General features: G+C 49.6%; 17 protein-coding genes. 14 read left to right on the plus strand and 3 right to left on the minus strand.

Annotated features, from left to right (window positions below; translation table 11 throughout):
- The first annotated feature begins 170 nt into the window (after positions 1-170).
- The 6 genes from IPF95_14310 (at position 171) to IPF95_14335 (ending at position 4,065) form a co-directional block, all read left to right on the plus strand.
- Positions 171-1,235, plus strand: coding sequence for a Glu/Leu/Phe/Val dehydrogenase (locus tag IPF95_14310; protein ID MBK6475859.1), 1,065 nt, complete (start codon positions 171-173; stop codon positions 1,233-1,235).
- Between the two features lie 10 nt (positions 1,236-1,245).
- Positions 1,246-2,196: a transcription antitermination factor NusB gene (nusB, locus tag IPF95_14315; protein MBK6475860.1), complete on the plus strand. Its 951-nt coding sequence runs from the start codon at positions 1,246-1,248 to the stop codon at positions 2,194-2,196.
- Between the two features lie 18 nt (positions 2,197-2,214).
- Positions 2,215-2,733: a DUF1573 domain-containing protein gene (locus tag IPF95_14320; GenBank protein ID MBK6475861.1), complete on the plus strand. Its 519-nt coding sequence runs from the start codon at positions 2,215-2,217 to the stop codon at positions 2,731-2,733.
- 49 nt (positions 2,734-2,782) lie between these two features.
- The gene (gene yajC, locus IPF95_14325; GenBank protein MBK6475862.1) at positions 2,783-3,106 is read left to right on the plus strand and encodes a preprotein translocase subunit YajC; all 324 of its coding nucleotides are present in this window, start codon (positions 2,783-2,785) and stop codon (positions 3,104-3,106) included.
- An 87-nt stretch (positions 3,107-3,193) separates the two neighbouring features.
- Positions 3,194-3,778, plus strand: a complete 585-nt coding sequence (locus tag IPF95_14330; protein MBK6475863.1) for a dephospho-CoA kinase — start codon at positions 3,194-3,196, stop codon at positions 3,776-3,778.
- A gap of 2 nt (positions 3,779-3,780) precedes the next feature.
- Positions 3,781-4,065, plus strand: a complete 285-nt coding sequence (locus tag IPF95_14335; protein ID MBK6475864.1) for a hypothetical protein — start codon at positions 3,781-3,783, stop codon at positions 4,063-4,065.
- Between the two features lie 9 nt (positions 4,066-4,074).
- Here the strand turns inward: IPF95_14335 and IPF95_14340 are convergent, their stop codons facing one another.
- Positions 4,075-4,716: a 3'-5' exonuclease gene (locus tag IPF95_14340; GenBank protein MBK6475865.1), complete on the minus strand. Its 642-nt coding sequence runs from the start codon at positions 4,714-4,716 to the stop codon at positions 4,075-4,077.
- A gap of 274 nt (positions 4,717-4,990) precedes the next feature.
- On the opposite strand from IPF95_14340, the gene IPF95_14345 reads away from it, so the two are divergent.
- The gene (locus IPF95_14345) at positions 4,991-5,428 is read left to right on the plus strand and encodes a hypothetical protein (protein ID MBK6475866.1); all 438 of its coding nucleotides are present in this window, start codon (positions 4,991-4,993) and stop codon (positions 5,426-5,428) included.
- Between the two features lie 137 nt (positions 5,429-5,565).
- Here IPF95_14345 and IPF95_14350 read toward each other — a convergent pair whose 3' ends face one another.
- Positions 5,566-6,702 carry an IS4 family transposase gene (locus IPF95_14350; protein MBK6475867.1) on the minus strand — a complete coding sequence of 379 codons (1,137 nt, stop codon included), beginning with the start codon at positions 6,700-6,702 and terminating at the stop codon, positions 5,566-5,568.
- Positions 6,703-6,764: 62 nt separating this feature from the next.
- On the opposite strand from IPF95_14350, the gene IPF95_14355 reads away from it, so the two are divergent.
- The 4 genes from IPF95_14355 to IPF95_14370 all read left to right on the plus strand — a co-directional run bounded on the left by IPF95_14355 (position 6,765) and on the right by IPF95_14370 (position 11,509).
- On the plus strand, positions 6,765-9,470 hold the full coding sequence (locus IPF95_14355; protein MBK6475868.1) for a proprotein convertase P-domain-containing protein: 2,706 nt from the start codon (positions 6,765-6,767) through the stop codon (positions 9,468-9,470).
- Positions 9,471-9,616: 146 nt separating this feature from the next.
- Positions 9,617-10,165, plus strand: coding sequence for a 1-acyl-sn-glycerol-3-phosphate acyltransferase (locus tag IPF95_14360; protein ID MBK6475869.1), 549 nt, complete (start codon positions 9,617-9,619; stop codon positions 10,163-10,165).
- A gap of 57 nt (positions 10,166-10,222) precedes the next feature.
- Positions 10,223-10,747: a hypothetical protein gene (locus IPF95_14365; GenBank protein MBK6475870.1), complete on the plus strand. Its 525-nt coding sequence runs from the start codon at positions 10,223-10,225 to the stop codon at positions 10,745-10,747.
- Positions 10,748-10,831: 84 nt separating this feature from the next.
- The gene (locus tag IPF95_14370; protein ID MBK6475871.1) at positions 10,832-11,509 is read left to right on the plus strand and encodes a peptidylprolyl isomerase; all 678 of its coding nucleotides are present in this window, start codon (positions 10,832-10,834) and stop codon (positions 11,507-11,509) included.
- Between the two features lie 93 nt (positions 11,510-11,602).
- Here the strand turns inward: IPF95_14370 and IPF95_14375 are convergent, their stop codons facing one another.
- Complete coding sequence (locus IPF95_14375; protein MBK6475872.1) at positions 11,603-12,844, minus strand: DEAD/DEAH box helicase; 1,242 nt, start codon at positions 12,842-12,844, stop codon at positions 11,603-11,605.
- A gap of 136 nt (positions 12,845-12,980) precedes the next feature.
- Between IPF95_14375 and IPF95_14380 the strand changes: the two genes are divergently transcribed.
- The 3 genes from IPF95_14380 to IPF95_14390 all read left to right on the plus strand — a co-directional run bounded on the left by IPF95_14380 (position 12,981) and on the right by IPF95_14390 (position 19,722).
- Positions 12,981-13,757 (plus strand): hypothetical protein, encoded by a 777-nt coding sequence (locus tag IPF95_14380; GenBank protein MBK6475873.1) that lies wholly within the window; start codon positions 12,981-12,983, stop codon positions 13,755-13,757.
- The gene (locus IPF95_14385; protein ID MBK6475874.1) at positions 13,754-15,730 is read left to right on the plus strand and encodes a hypothetical protein; all 1,977 of its coding nucleotides are present in this window, start codon (positions 13,754-13,756) and stop codon (positions 15,728-15,730) included. Before IPF95_14380 ends, IPF95_14385 begins: the two co-directional genes overlap by 4 nt.
- Positions 15,731-15,870: 140 nt before the next feature.
- Positions 15,871-19,722, plus strand: a complete 3,852-nt coding sequence (locus tag IPF95_14390; GenBank protein ID MBK6475875.1) for a T9SS type A sorting domain-containing protein — start codon at positions 15,871-15,873, stop codon at positions 19,720-19,722.
- Positions 19,723-19,769: the final 47 nt, after the last annotated feature.

Raw genomic sequence — 19,769 nt, forward strand, 5'->3', positions numbered from 1 at the left:
GAGAAAGGTGGATCTACATTGAGGAGCTTTGAATTGATGGATATCAGTTGATATTGGAAATTCCTTCAACCGAAAATGGGATCACCCGAACGAAAACAAAAAACCAACAACTGAGAACCGAAAATCCGATGTCCTTGGTAACACAAAATATATCCACCAATGAAGGCGATCTGGTACTAGGTCGCATGCAAAAGCACGATCACGAAGAGGTCCTGTTCTGTTATGACCGACCGACGGGTCTGCGTGCAATGATCGCAATTCACGACACCACGTTGGGCCCAGCACTAGGTGGCACGCGCATGTGGGCCTATGCGACCGAGTCCGATGCTTTTAGCGATGTACTGCGTTTGAGCCGTGGCATGACGTACAAGTCCTCGTTGGCAGGGCTTGATCTCGGTGGCGGGAAGGCGGTGATCATTGGCGATTCACGAAAAGATAAAACGGAAGGTATGTTCCGTCGTTTTGGACAATTCGTGGATAGCTTGAATGGGCGATATATTACTGCCGAAGATGTGGGAATGTCCACCACCGAAATGGTGAATATTCGGAAACAGACCAAACATGTTGCAGGATTGCCGGAAGAAATGGGCGGCAGTGGAGATCCAAGTCCGGTAACTTCGTATGGTGTTTTTTGCGGAATGCGAGCAGCAGCGCACACGGCCTATGGAACCGATGCCCTTAAGGGGAGGAAAGTTGCAGTGCAAGGAGCCGGAAATGTAGGTCACGGTCTTGTTGCCCTGTTGGTAAAAGACGGCGCAACCGTTTACATCACGGATATACATGATGATAAACTAGCGGCTTTCAAAAAGGAATTTCCAAGCATCAATGTCGTAAAGCCGGATGAGATCTACGATCTTGACATGGACATTTATTCACCCTGTGCGCTGGGTGCAACAGTGAACGATGACACGTTGAAGCGTTTGAAGTGCAGCGTGATCGCTGGTGCTGCGAACAACCAATTGGCGGATGAGAACATCCACGGCAAAGCGGTGATGGAAAAAGGAATTCTGTACGCTCCTGATTTCATGATCAATGCGGGTGGTATCATTAACTGTGCGTGGGAATTACAAGGGTATAACCGCACTGCTGCATTGAAACAGACCGAAGGTATCTATGACACTGCGATGCGCATTTTCAAGTCCAGCAAAGAACTGAACATCCCGACCTACCTCGCTGCTAATAAAGCTGCTGAGGACCGTATCACCAACATGCGCCAAGCCGGTATCCGGTTCTAGCCAACGCTCTATGCTCAACCGTCGTTTTTTACGCATTAAGGTCTACCAAGCGCTATATGGCTTTTGGCAAGGTGATAGTACCAATGCGGCACGCAATGAAAAGGAATTGTTCAACGGTATCGACCGTACGTATGATCTATTTCTATCGCTCTTACTCGTTTTCGGGGAGCTGCGCCATGTTGCCGAACTGCGCATGACGGAACAGCAGAAAAAGCACCTGCCAACTGGTGATGACCTCAAGCCTGATCGACGATTCGTGGATGATCGACTGGTTAAACTATTCAGTGATAGCACGGTACTGCGGTTGGAAGCCGAAAAACGCCGTATCAATTGGGTAGGTAACCATGAACTTTTCACGCGTATGTGGCGAGAGGTCAAGGCCAGCCCGGAGTATCAAAGCTATATGGCTGATGCGGATCCGGATTTCAGCAAGAGCCAGAAATATTTGGTGAGGATGTTCACTGATCATGTTGCGAACAGCGAGGCCTTGCAAGATGTTTTCGAAGGCCGCAGCATTTATTGGTTGGAGGATCTGGATCTTGCATCATCAATGGTGAAACGGTTGTTGGAGCTAATGCGAGAAACGGATGCCAATGATCTTGCTATGGCTGATATCGTTCGTAGCACGAAAGAGGAAGGAGAGTTCGTGACGACACTATTCCGCAAGACGATCGAATACCAGGAAGAACACGAAAAAGCGATCGCGGAACACGCCAGCAATTGGGAGACCGATCGCATAGCCTATAGCGATATGATCCTGATGCAAATGGCGCTTTCAGAGGTGCGCGTATTCGATCAGATACCAATAAAGGTGACCTTGAACGAGTACATTGAGATCGCTAAGGCATACAGTACGCCGAAGAGCAAGAATTTCATCAATGGCGTATTGGATAAGATCTTCATTGAAATGAAAGGCAATGGTATGATCCATAAAGTAGGTCGCGGACTCTTGGAAAATTGAATCGGATCCACACGAAGAATGAACGTCATCAGCGCAAGATCGAATAGCCTAACGATCATAGGATCCGGATCGATCATCGTCTTGATGTTGATCGGTTGCCGCATAACGGACCATACTGAGAACGATGGTCAGGTTACATCCGAAGCACTCAACTTTCCCAGTTCAGGATACGAGGATATCGACCCGGCCGATCTTCCAAGATTCTCCTTCGACTCCACCACAATTGACATGGGGCAAGTGATCCAAGGCGCCAAGATCAATAAACAATACACCTTTGAGAATACAGGAGGCAACGCCCTTGTGATCACCGACGTTCGCGGATCATGTGGGTGTACGGTAGCCAAGAACTGGCCACGGAACCCAATTCCACCAGGCGAGCACGGCACGATCGAAGTGAGTTTCGATAGCGAAGGGAGGAGTGGGCGCCAGAACAAGACCGTTACCGTTGTTGCCAATACCAGTCCTCCGAGTACGGTACTTTTGCTCACCGGCGAAGTACTTGGGCCATCTAATGTTGGGACGGAAGAAGTTGAGTAAAAGGGTGCAAGAAGTCAAAGCGTGAGAATTAAAAAGCAATAACCAGAACATGAACCTAAGCATACTCCTACAAGCAGAACCAGAACAGAACCCGATGTCATTCTGGATCATGATGGGCCTCCTGATGGTGGTCTTTTATTTCTTTATGATCCGCCCACAGCAGAAGAAAGCAAAGGATGCCAAGAAATTCAGGGAGTCATTGGCGAAAGGCAGCAAAGTGGTGACCATAGGTGGCATGCACGGGAAAGTGCTTGAGGTGAACGATACCACCATCCTTTTGGAAGTGGACAATAACGTTAAGCTTCGATTCGAGAAAAGCGCCATTGCTTCAGACAACACGCAACAGTTGAATGAGACTACTGCGAAAGGGTAGGTAGTGCCCCGTGATAAGTTTACAGATATCATTGAAACGCTTGCTCAATTAACTCGAGTGCTCTAAGGTTGACCCACGATCCACACAATGCGGACTATTGGCATAACAGGTGGCATAGGAAGTGGCAAGAGCACAGTTTGCAAGATCTTTCGTGTGCTAGGTATTCCGGTATTCGAGGCTGATACAGAAGGTAAAGCGTTGTTGAATACGGATCCAGAAGTACGTCCAGCTGTGATCGATCGGTTCGGAAATGAGGTGTACAAGAATGGCTCTTTGGACCGAAATGCTTTGGCAACCATCGTTTTTTCCGATCCCGAAGCACTCAAGGACCTCAACGCTATAGTGCATCCTGCAGTCCGAAAGGCATTTGCTGAATGGGCCGCAATGCAACATGCCCCTTATGTGATCATGGAAGCCGCCCTATTAGTTGAAACGGGAGGGCACAAATACTTGGATGAGGTGATCCTAGTATGCGCACCAAAAGATCTACGGATCAAACGCACCACGGCCCGAGATGGAGTAGGAGAGGAAGCCGTTTTGGCGCGCATGCGGAACCAAGCAACTGAAGATCAGCGGAAAGCGATCGCTGATCATGTGATCATGAATGACGACTCGGTTCTGGTGATCCCGCAAGTGCTTGCTTTGCATGAGATCCTTATTCAGGCTTCGTAGCGATGAAACAAGTTGCAAAGGACCTACCGTTGAGCATGGTCACGCTGGTTTTTGGGGGGCTATCGATACCATTGGCTTTTGCGCGGCACCTTGTGTCATTGGCTTTTGTGATCGGTCTATTAGCGATCCTGTTCGCAATGTGGGGTAAGCAAATGCACTTCAAGCACTTCTTGCGATACACACCAGCAAGTCTGCGTAGAAGTCGGCTAGGTTACCGGCTCGCAATAGCGGGTACGCTGTGCGCCGTGATCATGTGGGTATTGTGGGCACGGAATGTGTTGCTTTGAGACCCTATCTCACGCTCTCAAAGCGTGCTTCCACGGTACAACGCCATCAAGAATAGCCTCGGTACCGAAACGGTCCATCAAATTCAAGAGTAGTCCGGCAGTGGCTTCAGCATCAACCAAAGCGCGGTGCGAAACGGTGAATGGTACACCCAAATGCCTACATACGTTACCTAGATTATAGCGATCCAAATTAGGGATCAATCTACGCGTAAGACGCTCAGTGCAAAGGGTAGGGCGCTCGAAAGTGAGGCCGGTACGTGCAAATTCATGCGTTAAAGCGGTCATATCGAAACGCACGTTGTGAGCAACGATGATCCGATCCTGCGTCAATGTTTCCAACGTCCGCACAATGTCAACGAAGGGTGGCGCGTCCACGAGCATATTGGATCCGATCCCCGTTAGCTTGGTAACAAAAGGAGAAACAAGTGCTCGTGGATCCACGAGTGAATCCCAACGAAGACGCTCGTGCGCTCCATCGTGTGCCAGCACTGCAACCTCCATCACACGGCCTTCAATGGGATTACCACTGGTAGTTTCAACATCAAGCACCGCGAACCGAAGTCTCTGCATAGCGGCTTCATACGGTGAAGTGGGCACGGAGGTTCGCTTCACCAATACAGGTGCTGAATAGCGGAGGTCGGCAAGCGGCATTTAGGTGATATAATTGAAGCTTTAGGTCTGAGGCTTTGGTTGACCAATATGATCCGGTCGACAAATATGAACATCTCATTGTTAAGATCCGAATTTCAATTGATGATCTCACGTTTCGCAAATGTCAGCTAGCCCTTTCCTTACGACCATCAACGTGGGCGATAATTAGAGTTTGTGGCTTAGGAACAATAGACTCCCGAACAATAAACTGTACTTCTTGGCCTCAATTCCTTAATATTTGCACGAATTTTTCAGTAACCAGTACCAATTGAACATGTTGAAATACGTTAGCCTTTTAATGGGCTTAATGCTTGTATTCCCCTCCTTTGCGCAGAAAAGAGTTGACCTCCATAATGCTGTAGTCGTCCCAATGACCTTTCACGGTGAGACCCATGCATATCGGGATTGGGACCCACGACAGGAATTCGTGAATACCGTAGTCCGGAATCATGATGGCGTCCTGGTTGAACACGAAGAAATAGAGAACAAGGGACTACACGAAAAGACCAACCCGAATGCAATGCCTCTTGGTCTTGACCCAATACTTCAGAATAGAAATGGAGCGAAGTCCAATAATGACCGTGCGCTGGACCTTTCCTTCAATGGAATGACCAATACCGGAGTAAGTCCAGCAGATCCATGCCTGGACGTTGGTCCGAACCATGTTATTCAAATCACTGCCGTCCGGAACAATCCTAGCTCGGCAGATTGACGTTCTGGAAGACCTGGTTTTGTTGAACTGGTCTGCTGGACACTAAAGTTAGGGTGGTCCGAAGTTAAAAAACGTAAGTTGTTGAGTTGGTGGCGATCCGAAAAGTGTAGGATCATCAGGGCTCAGCAACAATTCCTTTAGATCACATAACGCATTAAATGCAATCGCACTAGGCCCACCATCGTTGAATATGCTGGCTGGATCTTGAAGGAGAATAATTTGCGCTTGATCGTTACCAATAGATCCGCGATCAAGGCGCACCAGATCTGGATCCGGATCGCGTTCTCATTGTCACCTAGGAAGTCGGTAAACTTCAGGTTCTGCTTGAGACGCTTGAATAGTATCTCAATTTGCCACCGCTGTTTATAGGCTTGGGCTACGTTCACCGGTCCCATTTTACCCATGTTGGTAATGAATTGCAAGGTGCGTTTGAAGGTCTGGTCGTAGTAGGTTATCAAGCGCAACAGTATAGGGTTGAGTTCGCCTTCGTGGCCCAGCAGAACCCATTGGTCTTTGAGTACTCCAGCCTTCTTGGCGCTTGCGCTTACCGTGCGATCGCGAAGTATTTGCACCGTGCTTCGCAGGTTTAGGCGCGTAACAAAATGCACCCCGGTCTTACCCCAGTGCCTATACAAAGGGTAGTTCATGTACGCCTTGTCGAACACCAATATGGTTCCCTTGGCCATGTTCTTGAACTCAGGCATGAACTGCTTGTCGTTGGTGGCCGCTTTGGTAATCCGAATCAGAGATGGCACTTCTTCAGTAAGGTGCATACCCATGTGGACCTTCACCCCGCCCTTGCGTTTTCCGTCGGCAGGAGTGCGCCCACAAGCCTTCATGATCTCTTTGAAAAGTGTAATTGTGGTTGAGTCTACCAAGAACAAATTACGTAGCCAACGTTCGTTCTTTGGCAAACTGCTGTCCGATAAATAGTGTCTATATCGGCGGTATATGTCCGCAAAAACCCTAGCGAACAACTCTGGTGGCCGCTTCTTATTCGCATCGCTTACGGTGCTGCGTTTGGGCAGGTGAGTAAACCCCAAGTGTTTCAGACCTTCGCTATAACCCGCTAAACCACTGGTGAGTTCGCGAAGCCCTGAAGTTCTTTGCAACACGGCAAAAATCATAGACCCCATCAAGGTCCATGTATTGAGCTTCTTTACAGCGAAGTCTGCACCGGTTTCAACTACCGCATTATGGAAGTCTTTTCGGTTGATAAGCGATAACAGCTGTCCGTAAACCGGAGTTCCAGCCTTTGCCTTAATTTTGCCCATGGTACCATTAATTATGGAAAGGGATCCGCGACGCAATCAGGGGTCCCTTTCCTATTTTAGCAGTGCAAAATTATCCGGTCCGTTCTATTGTTCCGGACGGCAGTGTTATTCAAATGATGAATGGTGGTTCAGGTGCTTATTTCCAGATCTTCAATAAAGCCGGAACATCATTGGGAGCTCGGGTCTATTACGACAATTTCTTCAGCACGGCTGGCGGTCTTGGAGACCCGGTAGTACTGTATGATCAGCTAGCGGATAGATGGTTGATGAGCGAATTCGGTGCCAGTGGGAACCACCTCTATGTTGCGATCTCGACAACGCCGGATCCTACAGGTACGTGGTATTCATACGATTTTACTACTCCCAGTTTTCCGGACTATCCGAAGTATAGCGTGTGGAATGGTATGTATATGATCACTACCAATGAGAGTAGCTGTGCGCTGTATGCTTTGGATCGCACTAAAATGTTGGTCGGCGATGGAACAGCAACCTCCCAACGATTTACTACAGCAGACTATGCCACGATCAGCTTTCAAGCCACCACACCGGTCACATTCGACGGTACCACACCGCCTCCTGCCGGAGCGCCTGCCATGTTAATGCGCATGGCCGACGATGGCTGGTCAGGTGTTAGCACTGATCGTCTTGAGATCTGGACCTTGACTGTTGATTTCACTACACCTGCGAATTCAGTATTGTCGAACCCGACCTATCTGAACGTTTCAGACTTCGATACGGAGCTCTGTGGGTTTACATCATTTTCATGCATAGACCAACCGGGTTCCAATACGAACCTGGATCCCTTGCGCGAAGTGATCATGAACCGTGCACAGTATCGCAATTTCGGTACCCACGAATCCATTGTATGCAACCATGTAACCGATGTGAACGGGAACGATCGTGCAGGAATACGTTGGTATGAATTGAGACGGGTCGGTGGCCCCACCCAGCCATGGACCGTGTATCAAGAAGGTACTTATGCTCCGGGAACCGATAGCCGCTGGATGGCCGCCATCAGCATGAATAGTTTGGGTGACATTGGACTCGCTTACAGCGTTTCCAGTTCCACCACCTATCCATCGTTACGTTATACAGGCCGAAATGCAAGTGATCCTCTTGGCCAAATGACACTTGCTGAAACCAGCATTATTGCTGGTACCAGCCCGAATTCATCCAATCGTTGGGGAGACTATTTCTCACTTGATACTGATCCAGCCAACGGATCCTTTTGGGGCACGGGTTGCTATAACACGTCAACCGCTTGGGGCACACGCATTTATCGTTTCTCCATACCAACCTCGCTCTGTACACCAGCTACCGCAACTGCAACTCCCAGTTGTGTGAGCACGACCCAGTTCGAAGTGAATGTGAACCTCACGGCATTAGGTGATGCAAACTCAGTGAACATTCAAATTGATAGCGATGGTGCTGGAGGAAATGCTCCTGTGACCGTGGCAACGACCAGTTCTTCGGGAACCTTCGGACCATACGGGCCATATGCGAGTGGATCTCCGGTGATCGTTTATGTGCGCCACGATCAATATTCGGAATGCGACATTACACTAAGTAATGTGGTAGGTGAGTGCAATTCTCCAGGAGCAGGATGTCAATTCAACAGCACTGCTACTACAGCCATTGTGGATAACACCACGGTAACGAATACGATCGTGGTACCATCTCACGGTGGAGCCACTATTGCCGACCTTAATGTATACGTGAACCTGTCACACACCTATACCGGCGATCTTCGACTTACGCTGGCATCACCAACCGGTACGACCGTTGGTCTTATTGCAAATGCAAAATGTGGCAATAACGACAACATGACCGTTGAATTCGATGATACCGGTGCAAATGGGGCAGTGGGAGTTACATGCCCAATGACAGCGCTGTTCGTAATACCGGAAAATGCATTGAGCGCATTCAATGGCGAAGTGATACAAGGGAACTGGACTTTGAGCATTCAGGATGTGGCAACGCAGGATCAAGGAACATTGAATAGCTGGTGTTTGATCCCCACCTTGAATAGTGCATCCGGCGTTCAATTGGCGATCAACATGTTCTTGGAAGGGCCTTATGATTCAGGTTCTGGCTTTATGAATGATGACATTCGTGCTGCTGGTCTACTGCCTTTGGTACAACCCTATTCTGGCTACCCGTTCATTGGAGGCGGAGGTGAAACAATTGCACCAGCGGTCAGAAATGTTACAGGTCCCGATGCGATAGTTGATTGGGTCGTGATCGAACTTCGTAGCGCTGGGAATAGCAGCACTGTAGTTGCCAGCAGAGCAGCACTTGTGCAGCGTGATGGCGATGTGGTGGACCTGAATGGCACTTCAGACATTACAATGAACGTTGCTACAGGAAGCTATTTCGTTGCGGTACGACATCGTAATCACTTAGGCGTAATGGCCACACCGGCTATTGCTTTGTCCAGTTCGGCTGCGACCATTGACTTTACTAATTCAGCAACTGGTGTATATGGCACCGAAGCACGAAAGAGCGTAGGTGGCAAAGTGGTTCTTTGGGCCGGCGACGTGACATTCAATGGTGTATTGCAATACACGAATACCGGAAATGATCGCGATAGGATCCTCCTGGAGATCGGAGGAGCGGTACCGACGAACACGGTGGCCGGATACGCACCCGAGGATGTGAACATGAACGGTGAAGTGCGCTATACCGGTACGAACAACGACCGTGACATCATTCTTCAGAACATTGGTGGAATTGTTCCCACGAACACTAGAATTGAACAGCTGCCATAGTGCGTAGATAACGACTCTTCGTTGAGTATGACCAAGTTTGCAGGGGCTCCGATAGAGCCCCTGCTTTCGTTCATCCTTATTCGTTTTATCCTTCCGGAATGTGAAATGGTATTAGGATCCAAGAGAACCACGAACTTCGCATCCACATGAAATTCGTTTACCGCTTCTTCTTTCAAACGGTTTTCGGTTGGAGGATCCAGGATGACCGCCCTGCGGAGCTGCCGAGCTACATTGTGGTAGTAGCGCCACACACGAGTAATTGGGATTTTTGGGTGGGCGTTTGTGTTCGGAGTTTGGCCAATATGAAAGATGTAAAATTCCTGGCCAAGGCATCACTCTTTAAGCCACCTTTAGGTTGGTTCTTCAGAGCCATGGGTGGTTATCCGGTCAATCGTTCGAAAAGCGCATATCTGGTGGAAAGTATTGTAGCGATGTTCAAAAGTGGTGAGCTAACGAAGATCACCATTACCCCGGAAGGCACGCGCAAATACCAACCTGATTGGAAAACGGGGTTCCATCGTATTGCAACAATGGCTAACGTGCCAATTGTTCTGTGCACGTTCGATTATGCACAGAAATTAGCGATCCTTAGCGAACCATTCCCGTTGACGGATGATGTATCGGGTGATATAGAACGCATGAAAGACTGGTTCCGTCCGCATAAAGGCAAGAATCCGGAGAATGGGGTCAGGTGATCCCGGATCGAATGGTACGAACATTGCTTATGCCGCTACAACCTAGTTTGCCTTGCCATGTATAAACATCTTCTCATAGCTACTCTGCTGATCTCGTCTCATCACCTTGTAGCGCAGAATTTTCCGGCCCTGACGGGCGAAACAGCAGATGGCGTCACCATCATACTCCCAAAGTCGGATGCGAAACCATATACCATCATAGGATTGGCTTACAGCCAAAAAGCATCACCGGTAATGGAAGGTTGGTACGAACCGGCCTACATGCGGTTCATTGCGAAATACGGGCTTATGGCGGGTGCCTACGATGCCGATATCTACTTCGTACCGCTTTTCGTAGGTGCGAATAAGTCAGCGTATGAAGCTGTGATGAAGAACTTCCGCGAGAACGCGGATCCGGAGATCGTGGATCACGTGCTCTTTTCCAAAGCTGAGATCGAACCATTGAGCGCAGCTCTTGATCTTAAGGACAAGGGAATTCCATACTTCTTCGTTTTGGATGCAACCGGCAAGATCATTCATCGCACCCAAGGCGAATTCACTGAGGATAAGCTGGAAGCAATGGAGGACGTAATGCTGGAATAAGCCTAAACGCTGCATCTAAAAACTATGATCCAATGAGAACGGATCACAACCTTACATTTACACCCCGAAAATAACCCAATGACCATGCTTTCGACCATTGCAATTTCAGCCCTGATGGGCCTTTCATTAACATCATGCGGTACCGCTTCAAAGGAGGACGGTAATACCCTTGTTGCAACACAAACCGAACTAAACCAAGATAAACCCGTGGAAAATTCAGAAGGGCTATTCGCCAACATCAAGACCAATAAGGGTCTCATCGTGATCAAGCTGGAATTCGAGAAGGCACCCATGACGGTGGCTAATTTCGTAGGTCTGGCAGAAGGAAAAGTGAAGAACACCGCAAAAGGAGAAGGCGTTCCATACTACGATGGTTTGAAATTCCACCGCGTGATCCCTGATTTCATGATCCAAGGTGGAGATCCGAATGGTACGGGATCTGGTGGCCCTGGCTATGCTTTTGCAGATGAGATCCACCCGGACCTTAAGCATTCACGCGGCGGTACATTAAGCATGGCCAATGCTGGTCCAGCAACGAACGGCAGTCAATTCTTCATCACACACAAGGCAACGGATTGGTTGGATGGCAAGCACACCGTGTTCGGTTATGTGACTGAAGGAATGGATGTAGTGAACACCATTGCTGGAAACGATGTGATCGAGACAATTACCATCGTTCGTAAGGGCAAAGCTGCGGAAGCATTTGATGTAATGGCTGTTCTGGCCGCAAACAAGGACAAGTTCGGCCCGAGCCGTCGCTAGTTCGAGGCTTCTTAAATTGAAAAGCGGCAGGTCATCGAAAGATGGTCTGCCGCTTTTGGTTTGTACCAAGAACCAAGAGATGTTCATATCCGACTATCGTCGTCTATTGCCACCACCACCGCTACGGCCTTTACCACGGCCGCCTCCATTACCACCGCGATCACTGGCAACGCGCGCTTTGGGGTCATAAGCTGGACCTCTAGCAATTCCTTCCGGGATGGGCATTTTGGCAACTTCATAGCCGATCAAGCTTTCGATCCGGCCGAATTCGCGCATTTGCTTTTCATTCACGAATGTAATGGCCTGCCCCTTTTTTGAAGCACGCGCAGTACGACCTACGCGATGCACGTAATCCTCTGGATCACGGGGTACATCGTAATTGATCACCATATCAATGTCATCAATGTCGATACCGCGACTGACCACATCGGTTGCGACCAGGATCCTCAGTTTCCTATTGCGAAAATCGAGCATGACGGATTCGCGTTCCTCTTGACCGAGATCGCTATGCATTTCTGCAGCGTTGAATCCTTTTTTCTTCAAATGCCGAGCAAGGTTGCGTACTTCGACCTTGCGGCCTGCGAACACCACAATGGTCGTGCCTTCACTGGTATTCAATACGTGTTCCAGGATCTGCGCTTTCTGCATATCGAAGATCACATACGCCTCTTGTTTTACGCCTTCTGCGGGTTTGCTCAAGGAGATCGATATCTCTACCGGATCATGTAACACCTGTTTGCTCAACTCACGGATCGCCGGCGCCATGGTAGCGCTGAACATAAGTGTTTGCCGATCCTTGGGTATGAAGGTGATGATCTTCCGGATATCATCCACGAAACCCATATCCATCATTCGGTCAGCCTCATCCATGATCAGGAACTCCAGTCCTTTCAAAGGCACATACCCCAAATTCAAATGGCTTAGGAGCTTGCCGGGTGTTGCAACTACGACCTCAACGCCGCTGGTCAATGCAAGTTTCTGCTGATCGAAGGTAGACCCATCACTACCACCGTATACAGGTACGGAGGTTATCGGTGTGAAATAAGCAATGGCCTGTAACTGCTGATCGATCTGCAACGCCAGCTCTCGGGTTGGCACTACGATAAGTCCGCGGATGGAACCTTCCTCCTTAGGCTTGTACCCCGTGATCACGTCAATTATTGGCAAAAGGAACGCAGCTGTTTTACCGGTCCCTGTCTGCGCGCAAGCGATAAGGTCGCGCCCTTCCAAGACCGCTGGTATGGCCTGCTCCTGAATGGGAGTAGGCTTCCTAATGTTCATATGATCGAGGCCGTTGACCAGGTCCTCACTAATGCCGAGTTTTCGAAAATCCATGGGTATGCCGCAAAAAGGGGAAATTGAATTAGGCGGCTAATAAAGGCGCGAAGATACGCGGAGCAGTCCTAGGATATGGCTAGGCTTATGGTGTAGAGGTGAACTGGAGGCAAGCATCTCATTCTTGAACCGATCCATGAACCAACGATTGCATGATCGGCCTAAGTTTGGGGCCATGGCCGTGAAGGTGGAAATTTGTGCAACGAGCTATGCCGAAGCAAAGGCTGCGGCGGAATTGGGATGCGATAGTGTGGAGTTATGCTCTTGGCTCGCCTGTGGTGGCTTGACCCCGAGCTCCGGTTTTGTCGACACTGTCAGGAGCACCTTGGATATAGCCGTGCGGATATTGGTCCGACCAAGCCCTGAAGGATTCGTACTAGCGCCACCCGAAGCAAATACGCTGCTCGTGGACTGCGAGGTTTTCGGCGGTGGAGCATTGGATCTTGTAACTGGCGCGCTGACCGCCGAAGGGCTCATGGACATTCAACTTATGCAAGCAGTACAGCGAACTGCACCTGAAAGCCGGATCACCTTTCATCGTGCCATTGATCGTGCTCGCGACCCGGTAAGACTTGGTGAACAATGTGTGGAACTGGGGATACACCGCATACTTACATCGGGCGGTTCATTTCGTGCAATGGATGGGGTCGATGTGATCAAAGCCATCATGAATGCGACGAATGGGAACTGTGAAATTGCCTTGGCAGCCGGGATCAACGGCCAGAATGTGGTCGAATTAGTAGAGCGGACAGGTGCTCAAGAAGTTCATTTTTCAGCGCAGCGAAAGGTTGCTTTTCGATCCGAAGGAGTTGCATTATCAAGTCTTGGCGGCGGAGATCAATTCGGAATAGATCCAGACATAGCCAAGATCGAAGGTGTGCTGAATACCTTAGTAAAAGCGGGATTGCGATGAAGTGGTTGGCGTTGGTTTTCGGTTGTTGGATGACCGTCGCACAAGCCCGTGCACAGGAAGTACACATCCCCTTGCATGATGGTTGGAGCTTTTGCCAAGTAGGGAAGGAGCAATGGTATCCTGCTGAAGTGCCGGGTGTGGTCCATACCGATCTGCTACGCAATGGTTTGATACCCGATCCGTATCTAGGCAATAACATGGATAGCGTGCAATGGATCGAGAACGAAGCGTGGATCTATAAACGCACCATCATCGCTACCGACACTCTGCTAAAACACGGCCATCTCGATCTGGTATTCAAAGGCTTGGACACTTTCGCGGAGGTCTACCTCAACGATACGCTAATCGGAAAGGCGGACAACATGTTCCGGACTTGGGAATGGGATGTAAAAGCCCTTCTCAAGCCCGGCGACAATGAATTGAAAGTGATCTTCCTTAGCCCGATCAAGGAAGGAGCAAAACTGCGCGATGCGTATGGTATCCAATTGCCGCACGACAATGACCCGAGCGGCGTGAGTCCATACATCCGCAAGGCGGCGTACCAATTCGGCTGGGACTTTTGCCCGCGATTGGTGACGAGTGGGATCTGGCAGGGGGTGGAGTTGCATGGTAGCGACAAAGTGCGATTCGGTAGTGTGACCTTCCATGAGTTGGATTCCGAGATCCTAGTTTCCGTGAGCCTAATAGCCGATGGCTGCGATCGAGCAGTGCTCAAGGTTTTCTTGAACGGCAGTTTCATCACAACACGAAAATTCAAGACCTGCGACCAAGGCATACATCGGTCTGCGACAGGCTATTTCTCAGTCAATAAGGGGCCGGTCAAGCGTTGGAGGCCTGCTGGATATGGCCACCCGAACTTATACGATCTGCGGATGGAGCTTTTCATCCACGGGAAGCTGGAAACGATTTTCACTAAACGATATGGATTCCGCGATGTAACTCTCGATCAACCGGTGGACAGCTTCGGACGCGCTTTCACTATAATGGTGGATGATATCGCTGTTTTCGCTAAGGGCTGCAACCTAATTCCGCCGGACCTCATTCCGTCCGAGATCAGCGATAGTGCTTGGGTGGCACAAGTACAGCACATGCAAGGAGCCGGAATGAACATGGTGCGAGTTTGGGCAGGTGGTATTTATCCACCCGATGCATTCTATGACGCTTGCGATACCGCAGGAATCCTGGTGTGGCAGGATTTCATGTTCAGCAACATGATACCCGGAACCCGCGAGTTTCGGAAGAACGCAGAACAGGAATTAGTGGAACAGACGGACCGCTGGGGTGGCCATCCATGCGTTGCGGTCTTGTGCGGCAATAACGAACTCAATGTGGCGTGGAGGAATTGGGGCTGGCAGGAACGATATGCGCTGCGTGGTAAGGATTCGCTTAGGGTCGAGCGAGATAACTGGAGCTTCTTTCATGAGCGTCTTGTGAAAGGTTACGGCCCCGACTACACCCCAACCTCCCCACTAAGCAACTGGGGCAACGCTGAAGGTCTCACAAAAGGCGACCTCCACTACTGGGGCGTCTGGCACGGAGACAGTGCATTCTCTTCGTTCAAGAACAACGTAGGCCGTTTCGTCAGCGAATACGGGTTCCAGAGCTATCCGGATAGTGCGTTATTGGCCAACTACATCGATCCGAAAGAACTCTACCTCGGCAGCCCAGCTGTGAACCGCCTACAACGCAGCTACAAGACGGACAAACCCATTTGGGAGGCCATTGAGCGCGAACTAGGGGAGGAGAAACCAACAACCCTCGGCGGGTTCATAGAAGCCAGCCAACGCGTGCAAGCAAAGGCATACGGTATGGCCATTGAAGCGCATATGGCAGCGCAGCCGCACTGCATGGGCACGTTGCTATGGCAGCTGAACGATTGTTGGCCCGGCCCAAGCTGGAGTATCATCGACTATGAAGGGCGTCCTAAGCCTGCATATGATGTTGTACGTGCTCTATATTTGACGGAACCTTAGCTCAACTTTTCAGCTCTCAACAGCACTGACTATTGGTATCCAAAAGAATTGATCAGAAACTGCTTCGTGCACATTAAGCGAAATTCCGATCTTACGAAACCCTATTTTTACGCCCCCACAATTCACAAACCTGTATCTGAATGAAACGAACAAGACTCTACGCCATCCCCTTGCTTTTTGGAGCTATTGGTTTGGTTGGTCAAGCCTTTGGACAAGGCGATTGCCAAAATACCAGCCAATACCCCGGAAACGCGATAACTCCAAATCCGAATGGAACAGTGACCGTGATCAGTACTTGTAATTTTCAGAGTGAGTATTCTGCAATTGCGGGTATGGTAACCGGTGGTAATTATCAGTTCGTTGCAGATGGCACAACATACATCACCCTGCGTACCGGAGCTTTTGATGGTCCCGTCTTGGCACAAGGTACAACGCCGTTGGATGTAACTGCCGCAACGAATGATACGATCTACGCGCATTGGAACGTCAATGATCTGTGCGCAACTGCTTCTACGTGCATCAACACCTCTGTGCAGCGTATTCTGAATTGCGAACTCCCGGAAGTTGCTGTAAGCTACACGGAGGATTGCACTGCCGGAACATTCACGATCGTGTTGGATATAACATCCACTGGTGATGGCGCTACGGTGGATGTCATTTATGATGATGCTGGTAATGTTCAGACCATGGCTGGAGTGGGTACAGGTATTATAACCTTGGGACCTTTCACCAATGGCTCGCTTCCCTTGGTAATGGTGCAGCACGAAAGTGACCCTGATTGTAATATCAACCTTGGTGGACTTGCTCCATTCACGGAATGTGCAATTGATATCGTCTGCGGTGATCCTTCCATAACTCAGAACTATTGTTATGCGGACAATGACGATGTGAATTGGACATACACAGGCAACGGCGGTGGCTCCATGGTCCTAACTTTCCAGAGTGGCACGATCGAGGGTAGTTTCAACGATAGATTGTCCATCTATGATGGGTTTGATGCAACAGGACCAGTGCTGTTCGACCATACCGCCACAGGAACATTCGACCTTACAGGATTGAGCGTTGTTTCGACCACGGGTTCCATACACATGGCACTTTTAGCCAGTGCTTTCACCAGCTGTGCAACCGGAAGTTTCGGTATTGAAGAGTGGAACTGGACCGTTGTCTGCTTGAATTGTGAGATTCCACAAGCTACCGCGACCGTTACGGATGATTGCCCTGGTAATGCGTTCAACATTGCTGTGGATGTGGTCAGCACAGGTGATGCGACCACAGTGGATCTTGAGTATATCGTCAATGGTGGTGCCCCTCAAACTTCTGCTGGAGTTGGCACGGGTATAACCAACCTTGGCCCATTCACTGTCGGCGACAACGTTAGCCTTTCCGTGAACCATGATAACGATGCGAACTGCAACTTGGATCTTGGGGTGTTCACGGATCTGAACTCATGCCCACTGATCATCGCTTGTGGTGAACCTGAAGTAGTAGAGACCTATTGTTATGTGGGAAGTGATTCACAGTTCTGGTTCTACCAATCGAGCGGTGCAGGCACAATGCGTTTACGATTCAATCAAGGAACCATCGAGAGCAACACTTACGATGACCTAATTATCTATGACGGCATAGACAATACAGCCCCCGTGTTGTTCATGCATGGCAATTTAACATCGAATTTAGGACCTGTGGGAAGCGCAGTGCTTAGCCCGAACTCGCCCTACTATGGTGTTGAAGTTTATGCTACAGGTAACAGTCTCTACATGGAAATGTCCTCTGATCCTTCGGTCCAGTGCAATGGCTCAACGACCTATGATTCTTGGGAATGGGAAGTTGTTTGCCTCGATTGCACGATCCCGGTCGTTAGCTTTTCTGCAGCTGATGATTGTGTCAACTCCCAGTTCAGCGTACCTGTTGTGGTTACGAGCACTGGTGATGGTGGCACAGTGAATATCAACTACACAGTGAATGGTGGTGCTGTACAAACGGTAACCGGTGTCGGCGTAGGAACAGAATCCATTGGACCGTTCAACTTCAGCGATACCGTAAATGTTATTGTTGCCCACGGAACCAATTCACTTTGTGACATTGAACTGGGGGACATTACGGATACCGGAACATGTCCTGTACTGATCGATTGTGGCTCAGAACTCGGTGAGCAACTTTGCTACGCGAACAATACGGATTCACGGTACTACTACGATGGAACCGGGACATTGCCGCTGGCCATCTTCTTTGACTCCGGTACCGTTTTCGCGGGTGACCTAGTGAATATATACGATGGTGGCGACATTACTGCCCCTCTGCTTTACAGTGGCAACAATGGTTCGAATATGACCGGATTCTTCGTCAATTCATCCAATCCGGACAATCGGTTAACCTTACAGATCATTGCGAATGGATTCACCGATTGTGCAACCGCAGGAATACAAGACCCTCCGACCTGGCGTGTATTCTGCTTGGATTGTGCTCCACCAATTGTCTCATTCGACCTGGTGCAGGACTGTATTAATTTCCAATACGTCATGGAGGTTACGGTCACCACCATGGGTACGGACCCATCCATTGATGTGACCAATACCGGCGGTGCTCCAACGGTTACGATCACTGCACCTGGTACATACACCGTTGGACCATTCGTATCTGGAAACCCAGTCGAAGTGGTTCTGGTAAACGAATTGAACGACCTCTGCAATGTATCAAGCGGTGTGCGTGTGAACCCCGTTTGCCCACTACCGGTATGCGGCTCCACAGTATTGAATGAAACATATTGTTACGTGACGAGTGATTCCATGGCATGGGCTTATGAACTTCCGACCGCAGGCACATTACGTCTAACGTTCCTACGCGGTACCATCGAGTCCAACTCATGGGACAACCTGATCATTTATGATGGTACGGACAATACGGCACCAATCCTTTTCATGCACGGCAATACGACGTCGAACTTAGGTCCTGATGGCAGTGGTGTTCTGAATACAACAGCACCTTATGAGACGGTAGATGTTACTGCAACAGGTTCCAACCTGTACATGGAAATGTCATCGGATTTCTCTGGAGATTGTTCCAGTAGCACGACCTACGATCCATGGGAATGGCAGGTCTATTGCGAGGGTTGTGTTCCTCCTGGTGTGAGCTATAACCTGCTTACGGATTGCTTCTCGCGTTCATTCACCACAGAGGTGATCGTTACGACCACTCCTCCTGCAGAAGGGCTTCAGATCACAAATACCATCACCGATGAGATCAGTACGGTGAATTCATCGGCGGTTTACAACTTCGGTCCCTACGGCCAGAATACGGATGCGGTGTTCGAGATCGTTTCATTGGACGAACCCGGATGCGTATACCGCAGTGATACCCTCAGTGTGCCTAGTTCTGATTGCATCATTGTTAGCTGCGGATTCGATCAGTACAATTATTGCCTTGGCAATGATGAAGATCGCTGGTACACGTTCAAGTCCGAGCAGAACGTTCAAACCACGATCACATTCATCAGTGGCCAACTATTACCCGGTGATCGGATCGTGTTCTACAATGGACCGGACGAGAACTCAGCAGTACTCTATCAGGGCACGAACGGCGGAAGTTTTACCGGGTTTGCGCTGAATTCGCAGAATGCTGCGAACACGATCACCATGCGGATCCAATCCGATGGAAGTGGATCCTGTGGTGATGGAGCAGCTGGTGCGACAGAGTTGTGGTGGCACGTGGGTTGCGGTGCAGTTGGCATCGAAGAAACCGCTTCCACAGGGTTCACGATGTTCCCGAATCCGACCAATGGATCACTCACGATCAACATAGGTGCTTCAGTTCAAAACTCTGCCTATGTGAACGTGATCGACATGCAAGGCCGCACGGTAGCCGAGCAACGGATCAATCAAAAAGCTGGTTCAACCAATATACTGGATCTATCCGGTTTGTCCGCTGGACAGTACATGGTAAAAGTGATCACCGACGAGTGGGTACGCACACAGGCTTTGCAGATCGCACGCTGATCAGCACGAAATAAAATGAAAAGGGGCTGTCTCGAAAGAGGCGGCCC

It is taken from the genome of Flavobacteriales bacterium (assembly GCA_016704485.1).
In the GTDB taxonomy this organism is placed as follows: domain Bacteria; phylum Bacteroidota; class Bacteroidia; order Flavobacteriales_F; family PHOS-HE28; genus PHOS-HE28.